Annotated in this window: 20 protein-coding genes and 2 pseudogenes; 13 read left to right on the forward strand and 9 right to left on the reverse strand. The window is 69.7% G+C overall.

Annotated elements, in window-relative coordinates:
* Nucleotides 1-269: 269 nt before the first annotated feature.
* Nucleotides 270-1,066 (reverse strand): IS5 family transposase gene (locus OG709_RS23640; RefSeq protein WP_443068586.1). Its coding sequence is split into 2 segments (ribosomal slippage): nucleotides 270-736 and nucleotides 736-1,066, totalling 798 coding nucleotides; the frame shifts between segments, so codons are not numbered across the junction.
* A 166-nt stretch (nucleotides 1,067-1,232) separates the two neighbouring features.
* On the opposite strand from OG709_RS23640, the gene OG709_RS23645 reads away from it, so the two are divergent.
* The gene (locus OG709_RS23645) at nucleotides 1,233-2,333 is read left to right on the forward strand and encodes a tyrosine-type recombinase/integrase (protein WP_266641013.1); all 1,101 of its coding nucleotides are present in this window, start codon (nucleotides 1,233-1,235) and stop codon (nucleotides 2,331-2,333) included.
* Between the two features lie 503 nt (nucleotides 2,334-2,836).
* Here OG709_RS23645 and OG709_RS23650 read toward each other — a convergent pair.
* From OG709_RS23650 to OG709_RS23670, 4 genes and pseudogenes are all read right to left on the reverse strand, one after another.
* Nucleotides 2,837-4,192, reverse strand: a complete 1,356-nt coding sequence (locus OG709_RS23650; RefSeq protein WP_329167650.1) for a hypothetical protein — start codon at nucleotides 4,190-4,192, stop codon at nucleotides 2,837-2,839.
* Entirely contained in the window at nucleotides 4,189-6,174 is a 1,986-nt protein-coding gene (locus OG709_RS23655) for a hypothetical protein (RefSeq protein WP_329167651.1), read from the reverse strand. Before OG709_RS23655 ends, OG709_RS23650 begins: the two co-directional genes overlap by 4 nt.
* Nucleotides 6,171-6,962 carry a toll/interleukin-1 receptor domain-containing protein gene (locus OG709_RS23660; protein WP_266641007.1) on the reverse strand — a complete coding sequence of 264 codons (792 nt, stop codon included), beginning with the start codon at nucleotides 6,960-6,962 and terminating at the stop codon, nucleotides 6,171-6,173. Before OG709_RS23660 ends, OG709_RS23655 begins: the two co-directional genes overlap by 4 nt.
* Nucleotides 6,963-7,263: 301 nt before the next feature.
* Nucleotides 7,264-8,510: pseudogene (locus OG709_RS23670) on the reverse strand (helix-turn-helix domain-containing protein).
* Between the two features lie 383 nt (nucleotides 8,511-8,893).
* Here OG709_RS23670 and OG709_RS23675 point away from each other — a divergent pair.
* A pseudogene (locus OG709_RS23675) lies at nucleotides 8,894-9,361 on the forward strand (DUF234 domain-containing protein); the annotation flags it as partial.
* Between the two features lie 85 nt (nucleotides 9,362-9,446).
* On the opposite strand, the gene OG709_RS23680 reads toward OG709_RS23675, so the two are convergent.
* Together OG709_RS23680 and OG709_RS23685 are read right to left on the reverse strand one after the other, a co-directional pair.
* Nucleotides 9,447-10,229 carry a hypothetical protein gene (locus tag OG709_RS23680; RefSeq protein WP_329167654.1) on the reverse strand — a complete coding sequence of 261 codons (783 nt, stop codon included), beginning with the start codon at nucleotides 10,227-10,229 and terminating at the stop codon, nucleotides 9,447-9,449.
* Between the two features lie 427 nt (nucleotides 10,230-10,656).
* A complete protein-coding gene (locus OG709_RS23685; RefSeq protein WP_329167655.1) occupies nucleotides 10,657-11,970 on the reverse strand; it encodes a M14 family zinc carboxypeptidase in 1,314 nt (437 codons plus the stop codon).
* A gap of 223 nt (nucleotides 11,971-12,193) precedes the next feature.
* Between OG709_RS23685 and OG709_RS23690 the strand changes: the two genes are divergently transcribed.
* The 3 genes from OG709_RS23690 (at nucleotide 12,194) to OG709_RS23700 (ending at nucleotide 15,876) form a co-directional block, all read left to right on the forward strand.
* Nucleotides 12,194-13,507 carry a HesA/MoeB/ThiF family protein gene (locus OG709_RS23690; RefSeq protein ID WP_329167656.1) on the forward strand — a complete coding sequence of 438 codons (1,314 nt, stop codon included), beginning with the start codon at nucleotides 12,194-12,196 and terminating at the stop codon, nucleotides 13,505-13,507.
* Nucleotides 13,500-14,744: a hypothetical protein gene (locus tag OG709_RS23695; RefSeq protein ID WP_442815263.1), complete on the forward strand. Its 1,245-nt coding sequence runs from the start codon at nucleotides 13,500-13,502 to the stop codon at nucleotides 14,742-14,744. Before OG709_RS23690 ends, OG709_RS23695 begins: the two co-directional genes overlap by 8 nt.
* 352 nt (nucleotides 14,745-15,096) lie before the next feature.
* Nucleotides 15,097-15,876, forward strand: coding sequence for a hypothetical protein (locus OG709_RS23700; RefSeq protein ID WP_329167657.1), 780 nt, complete (start codon nucleotides 15,097-15,099; stop codon nucleotides 15,874-15,876).
* A 199-nt stretch (nucleotides 15,877-16,075) separates the two neighbouring features.
* Here the strand turns inward: OG709_RS23700 and OG709_RS23705 are convergent, their stop codons facing one another.
* Nucleotides 16,076-17,008 (reverse strand): transglutaminase domain-containing protein, encoded by a 933-nt coding sequence (locus OG709_RS23705; protein WP_329167658.1) that lies wholly within the window; start codon nucleotides 17,006-17,008, stop codon nucleotides 16,076-16,078.
* 192 nt (nucleotides 17,009-17,200) lie between these two features.
* On the opposite strand from OG709_RS23705, the gene OG709_RS23710 reads away from it, so the two are divergent.
* The 3 genes from OG709_RS23710 to OG709_RS23720 all read left to right on the forward strand — a co-directional run bounded on the left by OG709_RS23710 (nucleotide 17,201) and on the right by OG709_RS23720 (nucleotide 19,634).
* Complete coding sequence (locus tag OG709_RS23710) at nucleotides 17,201-17,644, forward strand: MarR family winged helix-turn-helix transcriptional regulator (protein WP_266640997.1); 444 nt, start codon at nucleotides 17,201-17,203, stop codon at nucleotides 17,642-17,644.
* A 146-nt stretch (nucleotides 17,645-17,790) separates the two neighbouring features.
* Nucleotides 17,791-19,086 carry an MFS transporter gene (locus OG709_RS23715; protein ID WP_443068587.1) on the forward strand — a complete coding sequence of 432 codons (1,296 nt, stop codon included), beginning with the start codon at nucleotides 17,791-17,793 and terminating at the stop codon, nucleotides 19,084-19,086.
* A complete protein-coding gene (locus OG709_RS23720) occupies nucleotides 19,083-19,634 on the forward strand; it encodes an isochorismatase family protein (protein ID WP_250298127.1) in 552 nt (183 codons plus the stop codon). The genes OG709_RS23715 and OG709_RS23720 overlap by 4 nt, the downstream gene beginning before the upstream one ends.
* 37 nt (nucleotides 19,635-19,671) lie before the next feature.
* Here OG709_RS23720 and OG709_RS23725 read toward each other — a convergent pair whose 3' ends face one another.
* Nucleotides 19,672-20,862: a threonine synthase gene (locus OG709_RS23725; RefSeq protein WP_329167660.1), complete on the reverse strand. Its 1,191-nt coding sequence runs from the start codon at nucleotides 20,860-20,862 to the stop codon at nucleotides 19,672-19,674.
* 194 nt (nucleotides 20,863-21,056) lie between these two features.
* On the opposite strand from OG709_RS23725, the gene OG709_RS23730 reads away from it, so the two are divergent.
* The 5 genes from OG709_RS23730 (at nucleotide 21,057) to OG709_RS23750 (ending at nucleotide 26,084) form a co-directional block, all read left to right on the forward strand.
* Nucleotides 21,057-21,809, forward strand: coding sequence for a GntR family transcriptional regulator (locus OG709_RS23730; RefSeq protein ID WP_250298125.1), 753 nt, complete (start codon nucleotides 21,057-21,059; stop codon nucleotides 21,807-21,809).
* Between the two features lie 322 nt (nucleotides 21,810-22,131).
* Nucleotides 22,132-22,311 (forward strand): SPOR domain-containing protein, encoded by a 180-nt coding sequence (locus OG709_RS23735; protein WP_250298123.1) that lies wholly within the window; start codon nucleotides 22,132-22,134, stop codon nucleotides 22,309-22,311.
* A gap of 93 nt (nucleotides 22,312-22,404) precedes the next feature.
* Nucleotides 22,405-22,809, forward strand: a complete 405-nt coding sequence (locus tag OG709_RS23740; RefSeq protein ID WP_326694083.1) for a (deoxy)nucleoside triphosphate pyrophosphohydrolase — start codon at nucleotides 22,405-22,407, stop codon at nucleotides 22,807-22,809.
* A gap of 201 nt (nucleotides 22,810-23,010) precedes the next feature.
* Complete coding sequence (locus OG709_RS23745; RefSeq protein ID WP_250298121.1) at nucleotides 23,011-23,415, forward strand: ATP-binding protein; 405 nt, start codon at nucleotides 23,011-23,013, stop codon at nucleotides 23,413-23,415.
* 155 nt (nucleotides 23,416-23,570) lie between these two features.
* Nucleotides 23,571-26,084 carry a SpoIIE family protein phosphatase gene (locus tag OG709_RS23750; RefSeq protein ID WP_250298120.1) on the forward strand — a complete coding sequence of 838 codons (2,514 nt, stop codon included), beginning with the start codon at nucleotides 23,571-23,573 and terminating at the stop codon, nucleotides 26,082-26,084.
* Nucleotides 26,085-26,112 lie beyond the last annotated feature (28 nt).

The following is a 26,112-nucleotide window of genomic DNA, read 5'->3' on the forward strand; positions in this document are numbered from 1 at the left end:
TGATGCGCGGCCGATGAGTGGGAGGGCAGAGCCACCTGTCGATTCGTGTGGCTGGCTGCTTGCCTGTGCCGTCTACGTGTCGCTGATGGCGCATGTTCGCTGAAAAGGGCGGATTAGTGGTGAGCTTCTTGCTCACGCGTGAGGTGATGATGACGATCTCAAGGCAGGAGGGTCTGGCAGATCGGGGTGTTGGGTGGCGAGCGTCTTTCAGAGGTGCAAGCGGGATGCCCGGGACCGGAACTATCCCTGCTTGCGCCTAAGAGGTCGTCTCATTTGGTGAGTCGGCGGTAGCAGATGAGGGTGCAGGCGATGCTGGTGAAGGCCAGGAAGTGTTCGGCCTTGCGTTCATAGCGGCGGTGGAGTCTGCGGCATCCGGCGAGCCACGCCATGGTGCGCTCGATGGTCCATCGGTGGCGTCCGAGTCGTTCGCTGGACTCGATGCCCTTGCGGGCTATGCGGGGCGTGATGCCTCGACCGCGGAGCCATTGGCGCAGGTGGCGGTTGTCGTACGCCTTGTCTGCATGCAGTTTGGCGGGCTTGCGGCGGCGCGGTCCGCGGCGCGACCGGATCGGCGGGATGCCGCGCACGAGCGGTTCGAGACCTTGGCTGTCATGCATGTTGGCACCCGAGATCCCAATGGAGATGGGCAAACCGGCACGGTCGGTGATCAGGTGGATCTTCGAGCCTTTCTTACCGCGATCCACCGGATTCGGACCTGTCAGCTCCCCCCTTTCAGGGCCCGCATGTTCACCGAGTCGATCGCGCACCGCGACCAGTCGAGCTCGCCGCGCGCCCCGAGCTCGTCCAGGACCAACCGGTGGAGCTTCGCCCAGACCCGGGCCTTGCTCCATTCCGTGAACCGTCGGTGTGCTGTCGGTCCGGAAGGGCCGAAAACCGGCGGCAACTGCCGCCACGTGCAGCCCGTCGTGGCCACGAACACGATCGCGGCAAGCACCTCCCGGTCGCCATAACGCCGTCGGCCACCACCCTGAGGTCGTACCGGAGCCGACGGCACCACTCGCTCGAACAGTTCCCACAACCGGTCCGGGACCAGACGCTCCACAATCGTCACGACCACAGACTACCGATCAAACCAAATGAGACCACCTCTAAGGTGCGGTCATGCGTGGATCGTGCGGTATCGGGAGCCAGGCGGCAGGCGAGGACGGCAGCGGGAGAAGTCGTTTCCGCGGAGGATCGGCCTGGACGGTGCGGACGCCTTTGCAGCCGGCGTGGAGAAGGACAAGAAGGCCCGGGGCTGGGTTGACCCTGCGCGCGGCGCCATGTCCTTGGCGGTCTGGGCTGAGGAGTGGCTTGAGCGGCGAGTCATCGGTGAGTCGACCCGTCGCAACTACGAAGGGTTCGTCCGTAACCATCTCGTGCCGCGCCTGGGTAGTAAGCCTCTGGCTGGGCTTGCGCGGCGGGATTTTGAGAAGTTCGTCAAGGACATCTATCGAGGCGGTGCAGGGCTGGCTGCATCGACAGTGAACGACCGCATGGTGATGGTGGCCGCCATCATGGAGGCGGCCGTCGTCGACAAGCGCATCACGGAGAACTCTGCACGGGGCATCCGGATATCCCGTAGGGACGCAGTGGCGGTGGACGAGGACGAAGTTCCGACGCCAGCCGAAGTGGATCTGATCGCTGCGCACATCGCGCCACATTTCCGCCTGACCATCTACCTTCAGTCCGGCACAGGCCAGCGCCCCAGCGAAGCCCTGGCCTTTTCCGCCGAGTGCAGGCGGCCCGGCTACGTCAGGATCCGATGGCAGGCCAGTGCCCAGGCACACCGTGAGGAGTGCAAGACACCCTTCGTGCCGCTTAAGCATCGACTGGAGAAGGAGTACCGAGACGTCCCAACTGCCCTGTTCATCGAGCAGGAGATCGACGCTCACCTCAGCAAGTGGAAGCCGGTGCCCGTGGTCTTCACCGGGCTGAAGGGTAAACGGATTCGGCTCGATACCTTATTTGCCCCGGGTCAGCCTGGCGTTGGCGTGATGCCGTCCATCGCGTCCTACGGCCACCAGTTCAAGAAGGCGTGCCTCTCGGCCGGCCTTGTCGATCTGGACGGCAAGGCCAAGTACACGCCTCGTAGCCTGCGGCACTTCTTCGCCTCCACGGCCCTGGCCAACGGTGTGCCGATCCACGAGGTCTCGCGCTGGCTGGGGCACCGTTCGGTCAAGACGACGGTCGACATCTACGGGCATCTGCTGCCCAGCGCCTGGGATCGCTGTCGGGAAGTTATGCAGCGCGCCATGCGGCCCGCATCCCCGGACGTGACGTCCCTACTGTCCGAGGAGGCGAGCTGGAGCTCCGGCAGCCGAGCTGGGTAGGAGTACGAGAGCAGTCTCGCCTGCATGGTGCTGGGATAGAACGCCCGTGCTGGGATGGTGTTGGGATGGCCCTCGTAAAAGCCGCGTTTCTGCAGGTGGGAGCTCTGTACTACGGATTCCGCTTCAACGTGTGAGCGGATGAACCTAGCACCACGTTGGGGGCCTGGTAAACATGCAGGCCAGATGGGGTCTGGCTCCTCGGAGCCGGACCCTTGTCTTTTCCCGTGCTTGGACGGTGCCGGGACCCAGTGAGGCTCCTGTAATGGTTCGTGGGCCGCAGCGCCGGGGCAACCTGAGCTCACACTTTCTGCATGGCTCCGAAGGCTTTCGCGGAAACAAATCGTGACACAAGCGCGGTGGTAGCCCGTGGAAGCGTCGTCCGGTCGACCTCATCGGTGACACCGACTGGATGATCTCGGTCGTCGTGACAGCCCACCACGGCGTCTGTCCCCGCCGCGGTCTGCGGTGAAAAGGGAGCTTCGGAGAGCCGACCGCCTACCGGCTCAGCTCCCCTCCTCGTCCTGTGCGCGAGGTGCGGCGGGCCGGTGCGGGCTGTGCGAGGGGTCCCAGAAGTGCGGAGGTGTGATGCCGCCCTCACCCGCCTCCCACCAGTCCTGGTTCTGTTCGCCCGTGTCGCTCTCCGTCGCTCCCGGCGTGAATGTGCCCGCGCCCGCGTCGGCATTCGTGGCTGCGGCTGCGGCTGCGGCTGCGAACGGCGAGCCCTCGGGGGCTGGGAAGCCCGGCGACCAGGGCCCCGTGGTGTCCCCCTCGCCGGAAGGCACACCCTCCGGTCCCTCGTCCTCGCTCTCATCGGGCGCCGGGAGAAGGGCCCGCCTGATCTCCTCGGCGGCCTCGTCCAGTCCGGACGCTTCCAAGCTCCGTACCACACGGTGCACGAACACGGTGTACTCGTCCATGTCCGGCTTCAGGCCCACCGCCGCCAGTAGCAGGAGCAACCGATCCGCAACCCCTATTTCCTCCTCGCGGTCCAACGTGCCTCCTCCCTGGGCGTATCCGTCCCACAGTGGGCCCCCGACGGTCGCTTCGCTCCGTGCGCCCACGGGCGGGACGAGCAGGTGGCGGAAGAGTTCGGGCACCTCCTCGTCGTTGGCCGCTGCCGCGATCTGGGCGAGCGGGCCGATCATGTCGACCGCCTTCTCGATTTCGTTCTCGTGGCGGGTCAGCCACCACACCACCGCGCTGCCCGCGCTCTTCAACACGTCGTCACCGAGGTAGTCCCGCTTGTTGCGCTCGTGCTGACGCTCGTACTCCCAGACCTGCTCGTCCTTTCGGAGGTCGTTCAACTTCCGCAGGCGCTCGCGATCGGCGGGGGCGAGGGCCAGCGTCACATCTGCCGCCTGGGCTTTCACCCGTCCGCCCAGGTCGGGGAGCGGGACGCTCAGCTCCCCCTGCAGGAGATACTGAGCGAAGCTCACCCGGCCGGGCTCCTCGCGGCGGACGACCTCTATAGCCCGGCTGACGACCGAGGACACGGCGAGGGCCGGGGAGGCGCCGCCGGAACGGTCGACGTGGTCGAGGACCGGCCTCCACCACACAGTGGCCGAGAAGAGGAAGTCGTAGCCGTCCGCCGCGCTCGGCAGCGCCGCGTCGACCACCCGCGTCTCCTGGTACGGCTGCTCAGTCGGCGCCGACGGCGGCTCAGGTTCCCCGGACTCGTACGGATCGGCTGACGCGCGGCTACCGCTGAGGACCGTCATCACGAGCAGCAGGGAGCCCGATGCCGTGACCATGGACATGAAGCCCCACAGCCCCGCCGGCCAGCCCAGGAGGTTTCCGAGCACTGCCGGTGCGAGGCCGCAGAGAACGACGAACAGCAGGTTGGGAAAGCGGTGTCTCATGGTGTCTCTTCCGTGTTCCGTGGTCCGGCGCCCGCACGCCCCGTACCTTCCGTGCGGGCGTACTGCGCGTGGTCGATGTGTTGCCAGAAAATGGCGGCGACGGCCGCGCGGGAGGGGTGGCGCGCGATTCCCGCCCAGTCGCAGGTGATGGCGTAGAGGCGGTGCAGAGAGGCCGCGCGGCCACGCGTCGCACCGACCATCACGCCCAGGGCCGTCTCCCGCGTGCTGTCGTCCGCCACGGCGTTCAGCCAGCTACTCACCAGCGGGTTCCAGAGGTCCGTCGGTGGCAGGGAGAAAACCGTCTCCCAGGCCAGGAAAAGGTCCGGCCACGGCGGCGGGTCCGGTGCCCGGTCGCTCCTCAACAGCTCCGTGAGCAGCCGGAGATGGGGCTCCGCGATGCGCGGCTCCCGACGCGTCCGGTCCCGTAGGCGGTCGATCAGCAGCCGGTAGAGCCGAGGATCGCGGCCGGCGAGGTCGAGAAGTGCCTCCCGGGCCTCGCGCGCCGCCTCCCCCTTCCGTATGGCTAGGTAGTGGAGTCGCACGATCGCCTGATCCGGGTGCGTCGCGCCGAGGCTCTGGAGGCAGGCGGTGGTCAGGACACGGACAAGACCGTCCGACAAGGGGCCGGACCTTACGCACCCGTACATCCGCCTGCGGAACCACCCTCCGAACCTCTCGTGGCTGAGACCGAGTTCGAGAGCCGCCACGGCTCGCGGGTCGTTGGACGCCCCGGTCGCACCGTCCGCCCAGAGGGCCACAAGGTCGAAGAGGTGGTCGGGCCGCCCGACAGCCAGGGACCGCTCGCAGAAGCGGACGACGACGTTCACCCGGTCATCGGTGGTCAGACCGCGGAGCCCGGCAGCATGGCCGATCCAGTCCCTGAGGTCATCGCGCATCCCGGGGAAGTTCGCCCAGAAGTACGTTCGTACCGCGTCGGCGTAGGCCAGCCGCCCGAAGCGGAGCCGTCCGTCCGGGTCCCGCTCGATCCCGAGCGTCGCCAACCGCTCCCCGAAATCCGTCCGCGCGAGCTCGGTCGTCGCCTCTTCCTCGTGCCTCACCGTCCTCATCAGGCCGTGCCACGCCTCGTAGACCGTGTCGGCGCGGGCCTCCTCGAACACCGCCGTCGCGAGAAGCAGGGCCCGCTCGGGCGCGGTGCGGACCGTGGCCACCTGTTGGCCCACCTCACCGGCACGGTCGGTCACCGCATGCATCGCCTGGTCGAGCCATCCCGCGAAGTCGGCGCCGAACCGGCCGCTGTCCCGGGCGGACCTCACCAGCCCCGCGAGCCGTGCCAGTTCCCGCATGGGGGAGCGGTCGCACAGGCGCTGAAGACCGGCGCTGCCCAGGTCCGCGGGGCGAAAGGCCATCCGGTCCATGCGGAGGTACCGGGTGACGACGGCGATGCCCCGGGGGCGCCCCAGCGCCACCGTGTGCGGTTCGAGGTCCGGTGCATGGGCATGCTCCATGCCTGACGGCAGGACGACGACCATGTGGGCCCCCGCCTCCTGGACTTGTGACCGGCGCGCGGCCAGGCGACGCTGGACCTTGGCGTACGCCTCCTCGTCGGCGATCCCGGAGAGGTCCAGGAGGAAACGGTCGCCCTCGCCCGGGGCGAGAGGATCCTCGTCCTTGTCCGTGGTGGGAAGTTCCTCGAACCGGGCCTCCTCCTTGTCGGGGACCCCGTCCTCACCGAGCTCGTGCAGCAGCATGATCGCCGCGGCTCGGCGGCCGCTGCCGGGCGGAGCCTCCACCAACACCACCGATCCGGGCTTTTCCAAGCGGTCGGCGGCGACGCGGTATCCCATCGGCGGAACGAACCGGTCGGCCAGGCGCACCCGGTCCTCACGGACGATCCGGAGGGGCTCGACCCCTTTGCGGATCATCCAGTCCGCGCCGATGCCGTAGAAGACGTACTGGTGCCCCTCGCCGTTGTTCACCGGGCCGCGCGGATCGTTGACGGTGACGCGGTCCTGCTCGGTCATCGTTCGTCGGCCGAGCGCCGGCGCTCGCGCTCGAAGCGCTGATGGACCGTACCGCTGTTGTCGCCCGCCGTGAACTGGAGTCCGGTGTTGTCACCCTGGAAGTGGGGCGCGTTGTACTGAGTCCCCGGACCGGTGTTCACGGGCCCCTGCGGCTCGTTGACGAAGGTGCCCAGGTCTCCATTGAGGTTTCCGATGCCGCCGCGCACGCGCTGCTCCACGTCGCGCGTCCGCATCCTGGTGTGTCCGACATCCTGGGCCGACTTCTTGCGGGACTTCGCCGCCGCCCGCTCCCGCGCCGTATGGGCGTCGTGGTCCTCCGCGCCCAGCTCGGGCAGCAGCCGGGCGAGGGCGTCGCCGAGAGCCGTCAGGTCCGACTCGGCGTTGCGGTGGTCGAACCGCCTGTACTGGCAGTCCGCCAACTCCCGCAGGTCGTCCGGGAGGACGGTGGGGTCGATCCGTGTGGCCTTTCCGACGAGCACGGGGATCACCAGGATTCCGCGGTCCAGCGCGGTCTGGATTTCACGACGGGTCCAGTCCTGCGCGGCTTCGAGGGCGGGGCGACCGTCGGCGCCCCGCACCTCCGCCCAGCGCGGGCCGATCACGGCGAGGAGCGCCCCGCACTCCTCCACAGCCCTGACCAGTTCCAGCGGGAAGCGGTGTCCGAGTTCGATCGAGTTGCTGGCGAAGAAGATCCGCTCGCCGCCGAACCGCCGGGCGAGTTCCCGAGCGATCATGGTCGCTGCGGATTCCTCGTCGCCTGTGCGGTAGTTGACGAAGACGTCGGGCATGAAGGTTCCCTTCGTGAGAGGAAGACGGAAGACGGGGGGATGGGTACGCGGGGGCTCCGAGGCCCCGGTCCGAGCCATGAGGGCCCGAAAGCGTGACGGCATAGCGTGTCCACGGGAGGGCGTACGGATGGAGGTGCGCCGACCTGCGCTTCACTGGTCGCGGGCATCCCGAAGAAGCCGGAGCGGTGCTACGCGCCGGACGGGGGCCAGAGGGTCCTGACCGGGAACGTGGGGTCGGGAGGAATGGAAGATCCGGCGAACCGGGCGGCGCGAGCCGGGGCCGGTCGTGGAGCCGGTGGTGTCAATTGTGCGCGGGGGCGAGTACCCGTGCCAGCGCCGGCTGCAGATCGCGTACGGCCCGGCTGCTCCGGAACCGGGAGAGTTCGCGCGCGAGACGCCGGACGTCGCTGTTCACCGTCGCCGAGGGCACAGCCGGCATCACCCCCAGGAGGTCCCTGGCGATCGTGCACGCGTGCACGACCTCTCCGGAGGCGGCGTGGGCCAGGGACCTGCGGAAGCCGTACCGGGTGCGAGTTCGCAGCGCGTGCGGCGGGAGGAGACGGCACTCCCGGTCGAGGACCTCGGCGGCGGCCTTGGGACGGCCGAGGTCGTGCAGGCACCAGCCGGTCGTCATCGCCGCCGGATTGCTCACGTGGGTGGTGCCGAGCACGGGCTCGGCCACGCTGCGGGCGTCGTCGCTGTCGAGCAGCTCCCGTGCCCTGTCGAGGCTACGGAGGCAGTCGCGTTCGTCGCCGGCGCGAGCGCGTGCCCCTGCGCCTCCCGCTGGGCCGCGAGTCCCCGGATGCGCGGCGGGAGTTCGTCGCTCTGGGCCCGGTGGGCCAGGGCGACGGTGCTCGCGGCGTCACCTCCGTAAAGCGTGACCAGGGCGCGTCGCACGAGCGCGTAGGAACCGAGGTGCGAATCGCCCCCGGCGCGAGCCAGGTCGGCGGCCTCACCGGTCCAGCCCAGCGCCGCGCTGCTGTCCCCGGCCTCCTGGGCCATCCAGCCGGTGAACTCCGCGAACCGTGACGCGAGCAGGAGTGCGGGGGCCCGAGCGGCGGACGTGGCGTCGGCGGCCAACCCGGCAACCGTGCGCGTCTGCGTCTCCAGCAGGGGAAGCAGGACCTTCGGCGCGGTGGACTGGCCCAGTTTTCGCAACTGGTCGAACTGCGTGCGGAAGGAGAGAAGGAGGGGGTCGGGGGCAGAGGGCGCCTGACCACCGAGTTTCAGGCCGAGGTCGATCAAGGCCCCCGTACCGGCCTTGAGGACCGTCCGGCGCCCGACGAGCCAGAGACTCGGGGTGGCGGGCGTTCCGGTGGTGTCCGAGTCGGTCTCGGGGCGGACGGCCAGGCGCTGCAGCTCGCCGTTCGCGCCGAGGAAGGCGTCGCACCGCCGGGCCAGTTCGGGGGACGCGGAACGCTCCCCACGCTCGACCTTGCTGAGGTGCCCCTTGTCGTAGTTGAGTGCCACGGAGAACTGGGTCAGGCTCAGCCCCGCTTCCTGTCGTAAACGACGAAGTTCCGGGCCGAAACGTGAAGTTGTGCGCATCACTGAACTCCCCCTTGAATTGCGACCGCGCGAGCCGTGCACCCTCACGGGCAACCCTCGTTCGATTTTCACTGGGCGACGTGCGGACCGACGGCGAACACCCACCGTGACAGGGCCGTTTCGCTTCGCATCCGAGAGCGAGTTTGGCACGAGGTGCGCCCGAGGGATCGAGGTTCGGCAGGGTTGCCCGTTGCCTCTTCTGCTCTCCGTTGTTCCCCGGCTATTCCTTGTCGCGATCGGAACAGGCCACTATCAGGGCAAAGTGATCAGGGATGGCAGAGAAGGTGGCTCTGTCGATTGCGCCGCACCGGGTGAGGGCGGTGAATGGCGGCTGATTGACGAGTCGGTCGGCTGCGCCCGGTCGACGACCTCCGGCTTTGCGTGATCCGTACCTGCGGTTCTGGCTGCAACTGCTCGGCCCGTCCATGGACGAGATCGAGCGAGGGCGGGGCGATCTGACCATGGCGCGGATCCGGGAGAGCTGGACGAGTTGGCGCGGCCGGGCGATCGAGCCGCTCATCCGCGAGGCGCTTGCCCGGATACTGCCCGACGACCAGCTCGCCGCAGCCCCCGCCGTGGGCGGCTACTGGACCCGTACCAACGACGTCGAGATCGACATCGTCGGGGCGGACCGCGCCCCCATCGCCAAGGAGTTGCTCTTCCTCGGCTCCATCAAGTGGTTGGAGCAGTCGCCCTTCGACCGGCACGACCTGGCAGCGCTCCACCGACATCGGGCCGCCCTCACCGACGAACCCGTTCCAGTCGTGGCGGTCTCGCGCAGCGGCGTCGACTCTCCGGGGCTCGATGCCGCCTACGGACCCGGTGATTTGCTGACCGCTTGGCCGTTGTGAGTGGTCGATTTGCGAGCGGAGTAAGGCAGTTGGTGAGGGCGATCGGGCCGTAGATGGTGCGGAGGAGCCCTCACCTCTGCCGCGGCTATTTCCTTTCGGCCAGGCTGTACGGCCTCCAGGCCACTCCGGTCTTGTCAGGTCCCCAGTATTCGGCGTACGCCGCGTCGTCAAGGACGCCGGATACGCGGAACACGCCGGGGACGGAGCCCGGGTCCTTCACCTGGAGGGAGTGCTTGATCCCCTTGCTGTCGATGTAGTCCACCCTCAGGTGGTACTCGACGTACTCCTTGCCCATCAGCTTCGACTCCACGGCCATGACGAAACCGTCGCCGGTCTTGAGGGTCTGCGACTGCCGGGAGAAGTAGGGCTTTCCGTGCTGAGTGAACTTGGGGTACCGGTTGTCCAGGTCGAGTTCCGCCGGGATGTTGTCCGATCCGATCCCTCCCAGAGGTTCGATCATCGTGGTGCTGATCGCTTCGGTGCGCCGTGTGATCACGGGCACGATGTCCACCACCCTGATGGGCGTGGAGGACACATTGGTGACCGTCAGCTTGTAGGCGGTCTTGTTGACGGAGACCGCGGCGATCTTCCGGAGCAGATGGTTCCAGGACTCCGGAGTTCTTGTGCCTGTGAGTACGGCCCTGTCTGCAGCGCCGGTGACTTTGTGGTCCGAGACCATGTACGTGCCGCCCTCCTCCCGTACGACCGCCACCTCAAGGGGAGTGGACGCTCTCGGATCAGGTCGGGCTGAAGCGGCCGGCTTGTCGTCACCCGAGAGCGCGTCGGTGACGAACCCCTGAAGCGACGACCCCAGGCCGGTGATGAGGCTCACGACGACGGCGGACAAGCCGGTGAGAACAGCAGCCACCAGTGCGGTCCGGGCCGATGGCTTGTTGGATTCGGGTTCTGTCGCAGTGCGATGCCGTTCGGACACGCGCCTAAGGTGTCCACGCTGACCGGTCCGCCGCGCCATGTTGCCCCCTGTGTCCATGACCTGTCGTCAGGGCGGCGTGCTCAGGATCTGACCTGAACCGGTCCGCTTCCTTTGCCTCGCTCATGTCTGCGCGGGGCAGGCACGAGCACCCCCTGCACCGGAGTGTCGACGACGTGTCAGAGTATCGAAAGTCCTTGATCCTAGACCGGGCCGGGCGCGGCGGGCCAGCGGATTGCATGGCGCCGGATCTCCCCTGCGGCGCTCACTGTCCCTTCGCGTCGGCGGCGCCGAAGAACCGTGGCCCGTCCCGCCTCTTCGACCCTCCGACGCTTCGAACTCGACCTGTACGCACGGGACATGTTCACCGGTGAGCCTTCAGTGCGCTCTCGGCGGCTGCCAGCACCGTGCGGGTCTGGTGTTCCACCTGATGGCGCACAGGCACCCGGCGTACCTGCAGCGCCTTCTCGAAGTCCGTGCACCATGCGGTGAAGAGCGCGTCCAGCTCGTGGTGCAGTCCCGGGGCCGCGTCGTCGTCCGCAGCCTTCAGCAGTCGGAGCAGCAGGCCCGCCGCCCTGAGCGGTTGGCGGCGGGCCACGATGTCCAGAGCGGACACCTGGGCCGTCGTCAACTGCCGTGGATCGTCGCCGTGCGACGCTGCGGATGCCTGCCGGGCGAGCGGTTCCCAGGACGTGGCGACCAGGTCGTAGAGGCCGTCGGACATCCACTCCACCACGCGTCTGAACGGGCTGTCCTGGGCCGGCGGCAGGAATCCGCGTGCCCTGTCGAGGACGGCGGTGACCTGCCGTCCGCCGTCCCGTACCAGCTCGGCCAAGTCGCGCAGTGCCCGGTCGGCTCCCGGGTACGGGGACAGGTCCGCGGCCATGTCGGTCGCCCACATGGGCACTTCGACGATCGCCGTGACGCCGCCGTACTCCAGCGGCGCGCACCAGGTGGACAGCCCAATGTTCTCCGACCCGGCCGCCAGGCGGTCGGAGCTGTCCGGCGGGGGCAGGACGTAGACCGCAGGGCTGGGGTTCTCCCAGTACAGGGCGTCGTACGTGCCGTGCTGGAGCGGGATTCCGAGCTCTGCGGCGGACATGTGGAAAGGCGCGGCCAGTTCGGGGAGGTCTCGGGTCAACTGCAGCCAGCTGCCGCCCACATCGGTGCTATGGAGGGAGCACTGGAGAATCGGGCGCAGTTCGTCGATCACATCGAACAGCGTCCGGCTCTCCGGGAGCGGCTGCGAGGCGATCGGTGCCCACTCCGGCTGTTCCGCCGCGACGGGCCGGTAGGCGGTGCGGTAGTAGCTCTTCAGGGTGTGGCCGGCCGCAGCTGTCGTCCCTTCGGTTCCGCCCTCGCTCAGCGCGGCGCCGTCCGGGTCGAGGCACAGGACGATGTCCCAGGTGACGATGGCGGGGTCGGTCGCCGCGGACAGCCGGTCTCCGCGTGCCACCTGCTCCGCCAGCGCGAGGGCGGTCGCGCCGCCGACCGGCTCGTCGGGGTGGGGTCCGGCGACCACCAGGACGTGGTGCGGCCCGTGCCCCACGGACAGCATCAGGATCGGACGTCCGGCGCGCGACATCCCGATCCGGCGCAGCCTGCCGACTCCCGGGAACCGGGAGACCAACTGCCGCGCCGACCCGGTGACCTCCGCGCCCGTGGGGTAGCGGTCCATCACGTCGATTCCGGTCAGGAGCCGCCGTTGCCACCGCTGTCGCTGGTGGTCTCCTTCTTGTCCAGCGGACGGATCTCGATCTTGTTCGCCATGCCGTGTCCTTCCGGTAGCAGGTGCGGCGTGCAGTGAACTGAGGTGCTCTTGCCAGGATTTGCGCAGGGAGTGAATGTTGTCAACGACTGTTGGTGCTAGAGGAGTTGGTGTTGACGACAATGGCGCGAAGATGACGGTGCAAGCGATGCGGCGGCCTCGGATCAAGCCGGAACACCGGGCCTATCGGGCGATGGACGGCCACATAAGGATCGGGAGCGTCGTCTACGGCATCGGTTCCGAGCTCAAGGATCCCGACGGCTGGGTGTGGACGCTGGTCGAGGCCATGGACGGCACGCGGAACACCGCGGAAATCGTCGCCGAGGTGTCCCGCCGCCACCCGGGACCACGGATACCGGCCCCGGACATCGTCCAGGCGATGACGGACCTGACCACGGCCGGGTTCGTGGAGGATGCCGGTGCCGCGCCGCCCGCGGAGCTGTCCGAGCGGGAACGGGAGCGGTACAGCAGGGGCATGACGTTGCTGCGCTGGATGGATCTCCGGCCGAGGGAGAGTGCCTGGGAGCCGCAGGTGCAACTGCACCGTGCGCGGGTCCTGTTGATCGGCGTCGGCGGTACCGGCGGAGCCGCCGCACGGGATCTGGTGGCCTCCGGAGTCGGGCAGCTGCACTGCGTCGACCCGGATGTCGTCGAGCTGTCCAACCTCAATCGGCAGACGCTCTTCCGCGAGTACGACCTCGGTACGCCCAAGGTGGACGCGGCGCTGACGGCGTTACGAGCCCTGAACTCGCAGACGACCGTGACCGGCGAGCGCCGGGAGGTACGGGGGCCGGCGGACCTCGAAGCTCTGCTGACCGGCGTCCCCGACCGCTACGGCCGCGAGCCGGGGTACGACGTGCTGTTGCTGGCCGCCGACCGCCCCGCCGAAATCCGCAGATGGGCCAACCGGGTCTGCCTGGCCTCCGGCACGTCGTGGGCGGAAGCCGGCTACCGCGGCCCACTGGTGAGCGCCGGGGTCTTCACCCCTGGCCGGGGCGCGTGCTGGGAGTGCCTGCGCATTGCCGAGGCCGAACGGCGCGATCTGCGGCTTGCGCCCGGACAGGACGAGGATGTCGCCTCGCCCCGAATGCCGTGGAATCCGGCCAACGCCATGACCGCGGGCCTGTCCGGCAGCCTGCTGGCCCACGCCGCCGTCACGCTGCTGTGCGGGGTCCCGCCGGTCGACCCCGGATACCGGTTCGGCCTCAACCTCATGGTGCCCGGCGACATGATCATGCAGCGATCGGGCCGCCGCCCGGACTGCCCCGGCTGCGGGGTGGAACGGGTTGCGGACCTGGAGTCGGGTGTGGGTCCGGAGTCAGCCGTGAGCCTGGAGCCGGGTGCGAGCCCGGAGCCGGCTGTCAGCCCGGAGCCGACCGTGATCCCGGAACGGGCTGTGAACCAGGAACGGATTGCGAGTCCGGATCCGGGGACCTTCCGTGACTGATGTCGAGGCGGAGGGGTGCCCTCGGATCAGGCCGTCGACTCGCGTCGTGCTGCACGACCTGGCAGTGCGTCGTGACCGGGACGAGTGGATCGTGGGCCGTATGGCCACCCGAACCTTCGTCGCCATGCCGGTGGTTGGAGCAAGGGCGGTGGAACTCCTGGGCGACGGGCTGAGCGTGGCCCGCACGGCGGCGATGCTGCGTGAGGAGACCGGTGAAGAGGTCGAGATCACGGATTTCGTCAGGGATCTGGCCGCCCTGGGGTTCGTGGCACGGATCGGGGACTGCCCGATTCCGGACACCGAACCGCCACGCGCGTCCCTGCCACGACTCCGCCCGCCCCACGCCCGGTTCGCCCTGCACCCGGCGCTTCCCGTATGCGTCGGAGCACTGCTGGTGGCTGCCGTCACTGCCCTGATCTGCCGCCCCGGCTTGCGGCCCGGCTACCGCGACCTGCTGTGGAGTCCGCACGGCAGCCTGGTCCTGTTCACCGGGGCGGCAGCCGGGTGGGCGCTGGTGCTGGCCCACGAGCTGGCGCACCTCGTCACCGCCCGCGCCGCAGGCGTGCCGGGGAGGATGCGGCTGGGCACCCGGCTGCAGTTCCTCGTCATGCAGACCGACATCAGCGGCATCGAGCTCGCGCCCCGCCGCCACCGGCTGACGGCCTACCTGGCCGGTATCGCCCTCAACCTGTGCGTCGCATCGTCCCTGGTCCTGATCCTCGCCCTGGCAGACACCGGTCCAACGGCCCACCGGTTGCTGTCTGCAGCCCTGCTGCTGGCCCTGATGCCGCTGCCCTTCCAGCTCATGGTGTTCACCCGTACGGATCTGTACTTCGTGCTCCAGGATCTCACCGGCTGCCGGAACCTGTACGGCGACGGTCTCGCCTACGCCCGGTACCTGTCCCGGCGGGCGCTGCGATCGCTGCGTCCGGGGAGGACCACCGGGGCGGACGACCCGAGCACGCGATTGCCCCCGCACGAGCGCCGGGCCGTTCGCCTCTACAGCGTCGTCCTCGTGGTCGGCACGGTGGCCTGCCTGACGTTCATGGCCGCCGTCACCCTTCCTGTCGACGTCACCTTGCTGGTCCGCGCGGCACGGGGCCTGGGGCCGGAGCACGGCCTTGCGCGCGAGGCCGACTCGGCGGCAGTACTGATCACCCTGGGCGGAATCAACGTCCTGTGGGTGGTGACCCGGTGGCGCAACCGCCCGTCACGCAGGGCTGCGGGAGTGACCTGAAAGCGGCCCTTCCAGGGCGCTCGCGCTATGCGGGGCGCCGGTTCGGCCCTCGCGGGGATCGTGAGTAGCTTGGCCCGTGCCTCACCGGAAGTTGGGTGGTAAGCGCGTTCCGTCATGAGTGCATCGTCCCGCGCTGCGACGTGCTGGACGCCGGGCTTCCGGCTGGGGTCGGCCGACGGCAAATCCGGAGGAATTACTCAACTAGCTGCATGCATAGGCCTGTTGCATGCGCGGTGCGCGAGTGGAGACCTTCGCCGGTCTATTGACGGCGAGAGAAAACGCTTACTACTTTGTGCGCACTCGTCGGTGTCAGAGCGACGGTGGAACGATCACTCGCGACAGAGGAGAGACCATGAAGCTTCTTCGCCTGGCCACGGCCGCAGGTGCCGCCGTTCTGATCACGTTGGGGGCCGCGGGGCAGAGCTGGGCGTCGACGCCCATCGCCCGGTGGTCGACGGGTGCTCCCGGGCCCGTGACCCGGCTGACGCTTCCGATGGCGTTCGATGCCGCGCCCGACGCGTCGGGGATCTACTTCGCGTACTACACCACCCTGGAGAGCGGGACCCGGCCGTACGCGGGCTTCCAGCCGAAGCCCGCCGGTGCCGATGGGAAGCCCAACCTGCAAGCGGTGTTCAGCTCGTTCAACGCCGACGCCACCACCACGGACAGCAACTGCACGTACGGCGCCGACGGCGGGGCCGGGGTCAGCTGCGCCGTGCGTTTCGCCTACACCAAGGGGACGATGTACGGCCTTCAGCTGGAACGGGCGAGTGACGACGGCACGACCCAGCTGATGACCGGTGACGTGGTGAACACCGCGACGGGCGCGCACGTGGCGCACATCGGCAGCTTTCGGCTCCCCATCGCATCGGGTCGCTTCAAGCCCGCGGACCAGGGCTTCGTCGAGCCGTACCTCACCGCCGGATGCACGCAGCAGGTCACCGTGGTCTACGGCGCTCCTGTCGGGACCGAGGGCGGCACCGACTACACGGGCGGCCTGCCCACGGTGACCGATCCCGCTTCGGGCAGCTGTCTGAGTTCGACCTCGACCGTCACGGGCGGCGGGCAGCAGGTCACGGTGACCGGTGATCAGTACGCGCCGGCAGGTCGGACGGACGGGGTGCGGCGGTAGGGCGCGTCAGGCGGGCGGGGCGCGGCGGTAGGGCGCGACGGGTCGGGGTGAGGTGGCAACTGTCGTGCGACGTGAGCCACTTGCCCGGTAGTTACCGGAAGGCCGCCGAGCGGAACCGGTGGGACAGTAGCTCAGTAGCTCAGTAGCTCAGTAGCCCGGTGGCCTCAGTGGTCCCATGCCCCGGTCGTCCGCCCCCGTCTCACCCCCGCAGCGTCACGTCGTGCGGCCCGTCGAACGCCGCCAGGCACCGTACGGTCCTCGGCGTCCGCAGTCCGTCGTTCTCCAGGAACAGCCGTCGTGCCGCGGCGAACCGGACTTCGTCGCCCGTCACCTCCGACGCCTCGTCGTACAGGGCGTGGAGCGCGTCCGTCATCCCGGCGTCGTCGTCCGCGCCCGCTCCCCAGACGTCCCAGAGCAGGGTTTCGGTCCGGTTGAGCGCGGCGAGGTCCAGCCGTACGTTGCCCGCCACGAACCACAGGCCGATCAGTGCGGCGTCCGGGATCCGGAGCCCGAAGGTCTTCGGGTCCGCCTCGCCCGCCCGGATGGCCCGCCATGCGGCGCCCGCGACCAGGAAGCGGTCGCGCGGCACGTCCATGGGGTCGAACGGCGCCGCGTACCGCGCCGCGATCGTGGGATCGGTCAGTTCCGCGTCCGCGAGCAGCCAGCCGCGCCGGGCGTCCCAGTACTCGGTGACCACATGGTCGTCCTGGAAGCCGTCCGTGCCGAAGTAGTCGGCGAAGCCGGACCGCAGCCGGGCGGGTACGCCCGCGTGGCGCAGGAACGAGCAGTGCAGCAGGGCGATGTCGCGGCAGACCCCGACGAAGCGGTCCGCGGGCGCCCTCGGTTCGGTCAGCGGTGCGTCGTTCCGGTCGGTGATGATCCGCAGGATGTCGTCCGTGTAGCGCGTCTCGGCGTCGTGGTGCAGACGGTCCTCGGGGATGGTGTGGCCGAAGGCCTCACCCTCCAGGCGGTGGATCACCAAGTCCCGTGCTGTGCGGGCGAGTTCGGCCGGGTCGGTGGGCAGGGCCGCATAGCGCGGGGTCAGTGCCCCGGGGTCGGAGAAGACGCTCTGTGTGGTGTAGAACTCTGCGACTTCCGGCGTGAGGCTGGTGGACGGCATGGTGGACGGCATGACGGGGCCCCGGATTCCTGTCGATCTTCCTATCGGTCACACGTTCGATTAGTGGACCGGTGGGCCTACCGTGCCAAATTTCCCCGTCGCGCGTCCAGGTGTTCGCCGGGTTGCGTGTGCCCGCGTGTGCCCGCGAAGAAGGTGGACAGGGCAACTTGCAAGGCTTCCTGTCCATCTCGTACCGTGACCGCCATGGTCGCCAACCCCGCCGAACCCGGATCCGAACAGATCGCCGCAGAGCTGGCGGCCGTTCTCGGGCGGGTGGCACGGCGGCTCAGGCAGGCGTCTCCCGGCCTCGAACTCACGCACTCGCAGCGGTCCGCGCTCGCCCTGTTGGAGAGGGAGGGACCGACGACCACCGCCGCCCTGGCCCGCATCGAGCTGGTCCGGCCGCAGTCCATGCGGCTGACCGTCGGCGCGCTGGAGCAGCGGGGGTTCGTGGCGCGCGCCCCCGATCCGACCGACGGGCGGCAGTCCGTCATGTCGGTCACCGACCTCGGCCGCCGTACGCTCGCGGCTGTACGGGCCGACAAGCAGGGCTGGCTGGCCCGTGCCATCGACGAGGAACTCGACGGGGCGGAGCGGCGCACGCTCGTCGAGGCCGCCGCGCTCCTCGAACGGTTGGCACAACGGTGAGGACGGAGCCGAAGGCGGTGACGGGCCCAGCGGCAGAAGCGGCAACCCGGACCGGCACGGCTGTGTCCGGGACCAGCACCGGTTTCGGCGCCCGGCTCACCGCGCCGCTCCTCCTCGGCTCGCTGCTCAACCCGCTCAACACCACCATGATCTCCACCGGACTGGTGGCGATCGGCCACGACTTCGGCATCGGCGCGTCCAGCACCGTGTGGCTGGTGTCGGTGCTCTACCTCGCCAGCGCGGTCGCCCAGCCGGTGCTCGGCAGGCTCGCCGACTCCGTCGGGCCGCGCCGGGTCTTCCTCGCCGGGCTCGTGGTCGTCCTGGCGTCCGGGCTCGTCGGCGTCCTGGCCCCCGGTTTCGGCTGGCTGATCGCCTCCCGGCTGCTGCTCGGTATCGGCACGTCGGCCGCGTACCCCGCCGCCATGGCCGTACTGCGTGCCGAGTCGCGCAGGCTCGGCCGGCCCACCCCGCGTACCGTCCTCGGCCGGCTGTCCTTCGCCGCGCTCGGCAGCGCCGCCGTCGGGCCCACCCTCGGCGGGCTGCTCGTCGCGACCTGCGGCTGGCGCGGCATCTTCGCCGTCAATGTGCCGCTCGCCCTCATCGCCTTCGTCTGCGCCCTCCGGTGGATCCCCGAGGACAGCGCAGTGGAGGCGGGTACGGACCGCGAACCGGCCGGGCTCGACGTGCTCGGCATCGTGCTCTTCACCGGCGCGCTCACCGCGCTGGTCTTCTTCCTGCTCGATCTGGCCCACCCGGTCTGGTGGCTGCCGGCTCTCGCCCTCGTCCTCTCCGCCGCCCTCACCCGGTGGCAACTGCGCTGCCCGCACCCCTTCATCGACCTGCGGATGCTCGGCCGCAACCACGCACTCGCCCGTACGTACCTGCGGCACGGTCTGAGCTATCTCGTCATCTACTGCGTGATGTACGGCTTCACCCAGTGGCTGGAGGAGGGCCGCGGCCTCTCCTCCCTGCACACCGGCCTGCTGATGCTGCCCATGTCGGTGACCGCGCTGGTGTGTTCGCTGCTCGGCGCCCGTACGAAGGGGATCCGTGCGCCCCTCACCGTGGCGGCCGTCCTCGTCACCGCGGGCAGCGCGCTCCTCGTCGTCGCCTCCGGCGCGACGCCGATCGCCGTACTGCTCCTCACCGGGGCCTGCTTCGGCATCCCGCAGGGGCTCATCGGCACCAGCAACCAGGCCGCCGTGTACGAGCACGCGCCCGCCGACGCCGTCGGGTCCGCCGCCGGACTCCAGCGGACCGCCCAGTACCTGGGAGCCATCACGGCCTCCAGCCTCATCGCCCTCGCCTACGGGCAGCGGGCCAGTGACGGCGGGCTGCATCTGATGGCCGCCGTCTCCGCTGTCCTCGGTCTGGTGCTCGTCGCACTGACCGTCTCAGACCGGGCACTGCATGCCCGTAACCGAAAGAGAGCTTCGTCATGACTGCCACCACCCTCGACGCGAAGACCGCGCTGATCCTCGTCGATCTCCAGAAGGGCATCGTCGGCCTGCCGACCGCGCACCCGATCGACGAGGTCGTCGCCCACGCCGCCGAACTGGCCACCGCGTTCCGTGCGCACGACCTGCCGGTCGTTCTCGTACGGGTCACGGGTGGCGCCCCCGGCCGCAACGAGACGCCGGGCGGCCGGGGCACGCCCCCCGCGGACTGGGCCGAGCTGGTTCCCGAGCTGGGCCGGCAGGACAGCGACATCGTCGTCACCAAGCAGACGTGGGGCGCCTTCCACGGCACCGACCTCGACATGCAGCTGCGCCGCCGCGGCGTCACCCAGGTCGTCCTGGGCGGGGTGGCCACGGCCATCGGCGTCGAGTCGACGGCCCGGTCGGCGTACGAGCACGGGTACCACGTGACCATCGCCACCGACGCCATCACCGACATGGACGCGGAGATGCACCGCAACTCCGTGGAGCGGGTCTTCCCGCGTCTCGGCGAGTCGGACACCGCCGCCGCGATCATCGAGCTGCTCGGCTGAGCCCTGGCGCAGTGATTGGCGTGGGCCGGTCCTGACGTCACATCTGCGGGGGCGGGGCCATCCCCGTCTTGGCCCCGGCCCCGCACAGCGGCACCACCACGGACCGCCCTCCGGTGACTCCGCCCGCCGCGACGGCGGCCCAGCAGGCCACCCCCGTCGACTCGACGTACAGCCCCCGGGCCGCCAGGTCGCGCTGGGCGGACCTGATCTGGTCCTCGGTGACCGTCAGGAACGTGCCGCCGGACTTCCGTACGGCGGCCAGGATCTGCCGGGCGCGCGGGGGGCGGGGGATGGCGATCCCCTCGGCCAGGGTGGTGGCCGCCGGACGGTCCGCGCCCGCCGGGCCGTCCGCGCCCGCCAGATGATCCGCGCCCGTTGGGTGATCCGCGCCCGCCAAATGATCCGCGTCCACCAAGTCGTCGGCGCCTGCCCGGAATGCCGTGGCCAGCGGGGAGACCGCCTCGGCCTGGACCGCGTACAGCGCCGGGCGCTCGGTGATCAGCCCGTGCGCGGACAACTCGTCGACGGCCAGCGCGGCGCCGAGCAGCAGGGTGCCGTTGCCGACGGGAACCACGATCACGTCGGGGAGCCGGCCGCCCCACTCCTCCCAGAGTTCGTACACATAGGTCTTCGTGCCGTGCAGGAAGTACGGGTTGAAGACGTGCGACGCGTAGAACGTGCCGGGGACGTCGGCGGCTGCGCGGGCCGCCGAGGCTGTCGCGTCGCGGTCGCCCGGGACCCGTCGCAACTCCGCTCCGTGCGCCCGGATCTGCTCGGCCTTCTTCGCCGACGTGCCCTCGGGCACGTACACCGTGCACGGCAGCCCGGCGCGTGCGCAGTACGCCGCGACCGCCGTCCCCGCGTTGCCGCTGCTGTCGGCGACGACCCGTCCGGGGGCGAGCCTCCGGGCCAGTTCCGCGAGCATCACCGCGCCCCGGTCCTTGAAGGAGAGGGTGGGCATCAGGAAGTCGAGCTTCGCGGAGACGGTGCCGGTGAGGGGCACGAGCGGGGTGCGCCCCTCGCCGAGAGTGACCGCCGCGGGGCCGGCCAGCGGCAGCGCCTCCGCGTACCGCCACAGCGAATTGACCCGTGCGGCCAGGGAGTTGAGAGGGACGGCGCCGGGTGTGAAATCCAGGTCCCAGGGGCCGCGGCACCGCGGGCAGCACCACGGCGCCGTGTCGACGGGGGAGGTCGTGGAGTCCACCGGGCAGCGGTACGTGATCGTCACGGGTCGAGCGTAGCCGCGGGCCGACCCGGTGGCCGGAAGAGGTGGTGGGACGGGCGTCCGGCACCTGCGCCCCCAATTGCCGGTCGGTCTAAACACCCGTCATCACTTCGAGTGAAACCCTGGCCTTTGGTTGCGGTCAACAACCCACGGTTGTCACGCTGTTGCGGTCTGTCAACCTTCATGGGGAGTGGCCAGTGACTTTCGGTGAGCAGCCGGCCTATCTACGCGTCGCGAGTGACCTTCGGCAGAAGATCACCGACGGTTCACTGCCACCGCACACCAGACTGCCGTCGCAGGCTCGCATCCGTGAGGAGTACGGCGTCTCCGACACCGTCGCTCTCGAAGCGCGCAAGGTGCTGATGGCCGAGGGGCTGGTCGAGGGCCGCTCCGGATCGGGTACGTACGTCCGCGAGCGTCTCGTCCCGCGCCGTATCGCCCGCTCCGGCTACCGGCCGGCCGAGGGTGCGACGCCGTTCCGTCAGGAGCAGGCGGACGAGAGTGCGCACGGCACATGGGAGTCCAGCAGCGAACAGGACGTCGCGGACACCGACATCGCGCTGCGGCTCAACGTCCCGCCGGGCGAGCGGGTGATGCGTACGAGATACGTCTACCGCGACGCAGGCGAAACGATGATGCTGTCCACCTCCTGGGAGCCTCTGGGTATCACCGGGCGTACGCCGGTGATGCTCCCCGAGGAGGGGCCGCTCGGCGGCTGCGGTGTCGTCGAGCGGATGGCGGCGATCGATGTCGTCGTGGACAACGTGGCGGAGGAAGTGGGCGCGCGGCCCGGACTGGCGGAGGAACTGCTCGCGCTCGGCGGGGTGCCCGGCCATGTGGTGCTGGTCGTCTCCCGGACGTACTACGCGTCGGGGCGGCCGGTGGAGACCGCGGACATCGTCGTCCCCGCCGACCGCTACCGGGTCGCGTACCACCTGCCGGTGAAGTGAGCCGGTCCGGATGACCTGTCACCTGCCGCCTTGTCGTGGTGGGGAGTTGGCGTAGCCGCATCGGGGTGATCCCGTGCCGGGCCCACGGGTTGGTCTCGGCGCGCTGTCAACTCCCGCCGATGCGGCGGAAGTCCGGCCGTGTCATGGTGGTCGTGGCTGCCGTCGATCGCTCGGTGAAAATTGCAGAGTGGCTTGATGCGTACCTCTTTGTGTAAATGCGTATCCGCTGCGTGAGGGTCAGGCGTAGGCTCCGGCATATGCGGATTGCGGTTTCCTGGGGATCAACGACCACCTGCACACCGGCGTACGACGGGGGCACACGATGACGGACGGCGGTGTCGCGCTCCCTTGGCAGGTGATACGGCGCGACGACAACGGCAACCGCTATCGCGTCGGTAGTTACGCGACGAGGGACGAGGCGCAGCGGACCGCTGACACCCTCGATTCCCACGGGCACACACAGCTCTACTGGATCGAGCGCGTCGGGCAGAGCGTTCCGTAGCCGTTCGGCACCCCGTTCGCCGTTGACCGGCCGCTGTGGCAGCCGTCGTGTGGCAGCAGTCTTGCGGCGGCCGGTGGTCGGTAGGCTCCGGGTATGGCTGATCGGGTAGTTGTGGGTGGAGCGTTGTACGACCAGGGGCGGCTGCTGGCCGCGCGCCGCAGCGCCCCGCCCGAGCTGGCGGGACGCTGGGAACTGCCCGGCGGGAAGCTGGAGCCGGGGGAGAGCGCCGAAGAGGCGCTGGTGCGCGAGCTGCGCGAAGAGCTGGGCGTGGAGGCGGAACCCCTGGAGCGGATTCCGGGCGAGTGGCCGCTCAAGCCCGGACTCGTTCTTCAGGTATGGACCGCCCGGCTGGTCTCCGGCGAGGCGAAACCCCTGGAGGACCACGACGAGCTGCGCTGGCTCGGCCCGCACGAGATCGACACCGTGGACTGGCTCGACCAGGACCGGCCCGCCGTGGCCGAGGCCGCCCGCCGGCTGGCTGCCGGGGTGCGGACCTGACCCACCACCGGCGGTGTGCGGGGACGCGGGCGTCGGGGTGCGGGTGCGGAAGTGCGCGAAACCCCCGAATTGTGTGCGCTTGTCCCCGTGTGCGTCAGGTGCGGGCATAAGGCCGATAGCGCATGGTAAATAGCGGGTATGTGCAGAATGACCCCATGAATCGGGATGCATGGGGTGCATGCCCGTGGTCGGCCTTGGGAAGTGAGCGGTTTGATCGGCACCGAAGGCGGATGCGCCCAGTGGACCTTCCCCGCCGAGCCCGGCGCCGTACGTGTCGCGCGCCGGGCCGTGCGGGACACCCTGCGCACGTGGGAGCTGCACGAGCCGTTCGGTGATATCGCCGTACTGCTCGTGAGCGAACTGGTGACCAACTCGCTGCGCCATGCCACCGGGCCCATCGGAGTCCGGGTCGCCCGGCTGGATCAAGCCGGTCTTCGCGTGGAGGTTTCGGATCCGCTTCCGGATCCGCCCCGGGAGCGGTCCGCGGGACCCGATGACGAGGGGGGCCGGGGCATTCAGCTGGTGGCCTGCTCCGCACAGCGTTGGGGGACGCAGCACGGCAGATCGGGCAAGACCGTGTGGTTCGAGCTGGCTCAGCCTGGTTAGAAGTGGGGTGGGACGACGAGCGCGGTAGTCGTGTCCGAAAATGACTGAGACCGTGCTGTGATCGTGAACGCCGTGCCGGTGAGGGCCGTAGTGCTGAATACTGCGGATGCCACCTAGGCCGGTCCGGTGCGTGGTGAGCTGGAGGGGACGGTCGCGTGAGCGATATATCTGGTGCGACGGGCGATGTCGTATGGCAGAGCAGTCCGCCCGGCTCGATCTATGACTACATCAGGGTGGCCTCGTTCTCGATCGGGGCCGACGGGCTGGTGGAGCAGTGGAGCAAGCGGGCCGAGGAACTGTTCGGGGTGTCCGCGCGTGATGCTGTGGGTGCGGACCCGATTGAAGTGTTCATGCCCGCGGAGCTGCGTGGCAGAGGTCGTAGCCGGGTCGCGGAGATACTCGACGGCAAGGAGTGGACGGGCCTCGTCCCCTTCCGGTTGCCCGACCGGCCGGAGATCCACGGGCTCGCCGAGCTCTATGTGATGCCCAGCGAGACGGCGAACGGCGAACGGGCCGCGGTCTGCATCGTCGTCGACGTCAGGGTGCTGCGCCACATCGAAACGGACCTCGCGGCCTCGCAGGCCATATTCGGCCAATCTCCCTTCGGTTTCCTGCTGTTCGGTACGGACCTCACGGTGCGGCGCGTCAACCGGCGGTTCGCCGCTCTCTTCGGCGACGACGTGGCGGAGCACCGGGGCCGTACGGTCCACGACTACCTGGCCCGGCCCGAGGCCGACCGGATGACCGCCGCGCTCCAGCGGGTCCTGGAGACCGGTGACCCCGTCACCGACCTCCAGCTGATCGGTTCCCCGCCGGGCAGCCCCGAGCGCAGGCACTGGTCGGTCAACCTCTACCGGGTGCACAGCGGAGCGGGCGTCCCCATCGGGGTCGCCGGTCTGGGCACCGATGTGACCCGCCGCCATGTCGCGGCCCGTGAGGCGGCCAACGCCCGGCGCAACCTCGCCCTGCTCAACGAGGCGGGCGCCCGCATAGGGAACTCCCTCGATCTGGAGACCACCGCCCGCGAACTCCTCGACGTCTCCGTCCCCGGCTTCTGCGACCTGGCCTCCGTCGACCTGTACCAAGGGCTGCTGGCCGGGGACGAGGCCCCGAAGGGCAGCGCCGACGGCAGTGCGGAACTGCGCCGCGTCGCCTATGCCAGCGCCGTTTCGGACGTTCTGCTGAAGGGGTCGGAGGACGGCCCGAGGCTCGGCGCCGTACACCGCTACGCCTTCCACTCGCCCTGCGCGCGGGCCCTGCGCACCGGCCGGGCGCGCTCCGTGCCGGGCGCCGAGGGCAGCCATGTCCAGTCCACCCTCGCCGTGCCGATGGTCGCCCACGACACGGTGGTGGGGCTCGTGCAGTTCTCCCGTACGAAGGGCAGCGAACCCTTCGGGGAGCGCGACCGGTCCCTCGCCGTGGAACTCGCCTCGCGCGCCGCCGTCTGTATCGACAACGCCCGGCTCTACCGGCGTGAACACGAACGGGCGCTGATACTGCAGCGCTCCCTGCTGCCGCCCGGCGACCCCGAGGCGGCCGGGCTCGACATCGCCTGCCGCTATCTTCCGGGCAACACGGCGAGCGAGGTGGGCGGCGACTGGTTCGACGTCATCGAGCTGCCCGGTCACCGCACGGCCCTGGTCGTCGGCGACGTCATGGGACACGGGCTGCGGGCCGCGGTCGCCATGGGTGAACTCCGCACCGCGGTGAGGACCTTGGCGCTGCTCGACCTGGAGCCCGCCGAAGTCCTCGAAGCGCTCGACGAGATCGCCCGGGGCCTCGGCACGCCGAGCGGCACCCAGCAGGCCTCGCGCGCCGCCCACAAGTCCCGCGAGGCCGACCTCTCCGAGGTCTACCTCGCGACTGCCGTGTACGCGGTGTACGACCCGATCACCCGCCGCTGCACCTTCGCCAACGCCGGGCACCTGCCGCCCGTCCTGGTCGAACCCGGCGAGGACGCGCTGCTGCTCGACGTACCGCCGGGCATGCCGCTGGGGGTCGGAGGTGAACCCTTCGAGGAGATCGAGGTCGAGATACCGGAGGGCGCGCTCCTGGCCCTCTACACCGACGGCCTCGTGGAGTCCCGCGAACACCCGCTGGACGAAGGACTGCGTGCCTTCCGCAGCGCCCTCACCCACTCCGAGCGCCCGCTGGAAGACATCTGTGACCACGTCCTCAGCACGCTGGACACCCAGCACGGCGAGGACGACATCGCCCTGCTGATGGCCCGTATGCAGGGACTGCCCACCGAGGCGGTCGGCGACTGGCAGCTGCCGCGCGAGCCGCGTTCGGTGGGCCGGGCCCGTGAACTGGCGCGGGAGCAACTGGTGTCCTGGGGCCTGGAGGACCTGGTCGACACGACCGAACTGCTGGTCAGCGAACTCGTCACCAACGCCCTGCGGTACGGCGAGGGCGAGATCCGGCTCCGGCTGCTGCTCGACCGCACGCTGGTCTGCGAGGTCTGGGACGCGGGCCTGGTCCAGCCCCGGCGGCGGCGGGCGCGCGACACGGACGAGGGCGGCCGGGGCCTGCAACTGGTCGGGATGCTCAGCGCGGCCTGGGGATCACGGCGCACACCGCGGGGCAAGACGGTCTGGTTCGAACTGGCGCTGCCGGACGGGTCGCCGGAGGCCGAGCTGAGTGTGGAGCAGCTGCTGAGCATGTACTGAGGCAGGCCGCTCGGCGGGGCGGGACCAC

This window comes from Streptomyces sp. NBC_01267 (genome assembly GCF_036241575.1).
GTDB lineage: Bacteria > Actinomycetota > Actinomycetes > Streptomycetales > Streptomycetaceae > Streptomyces.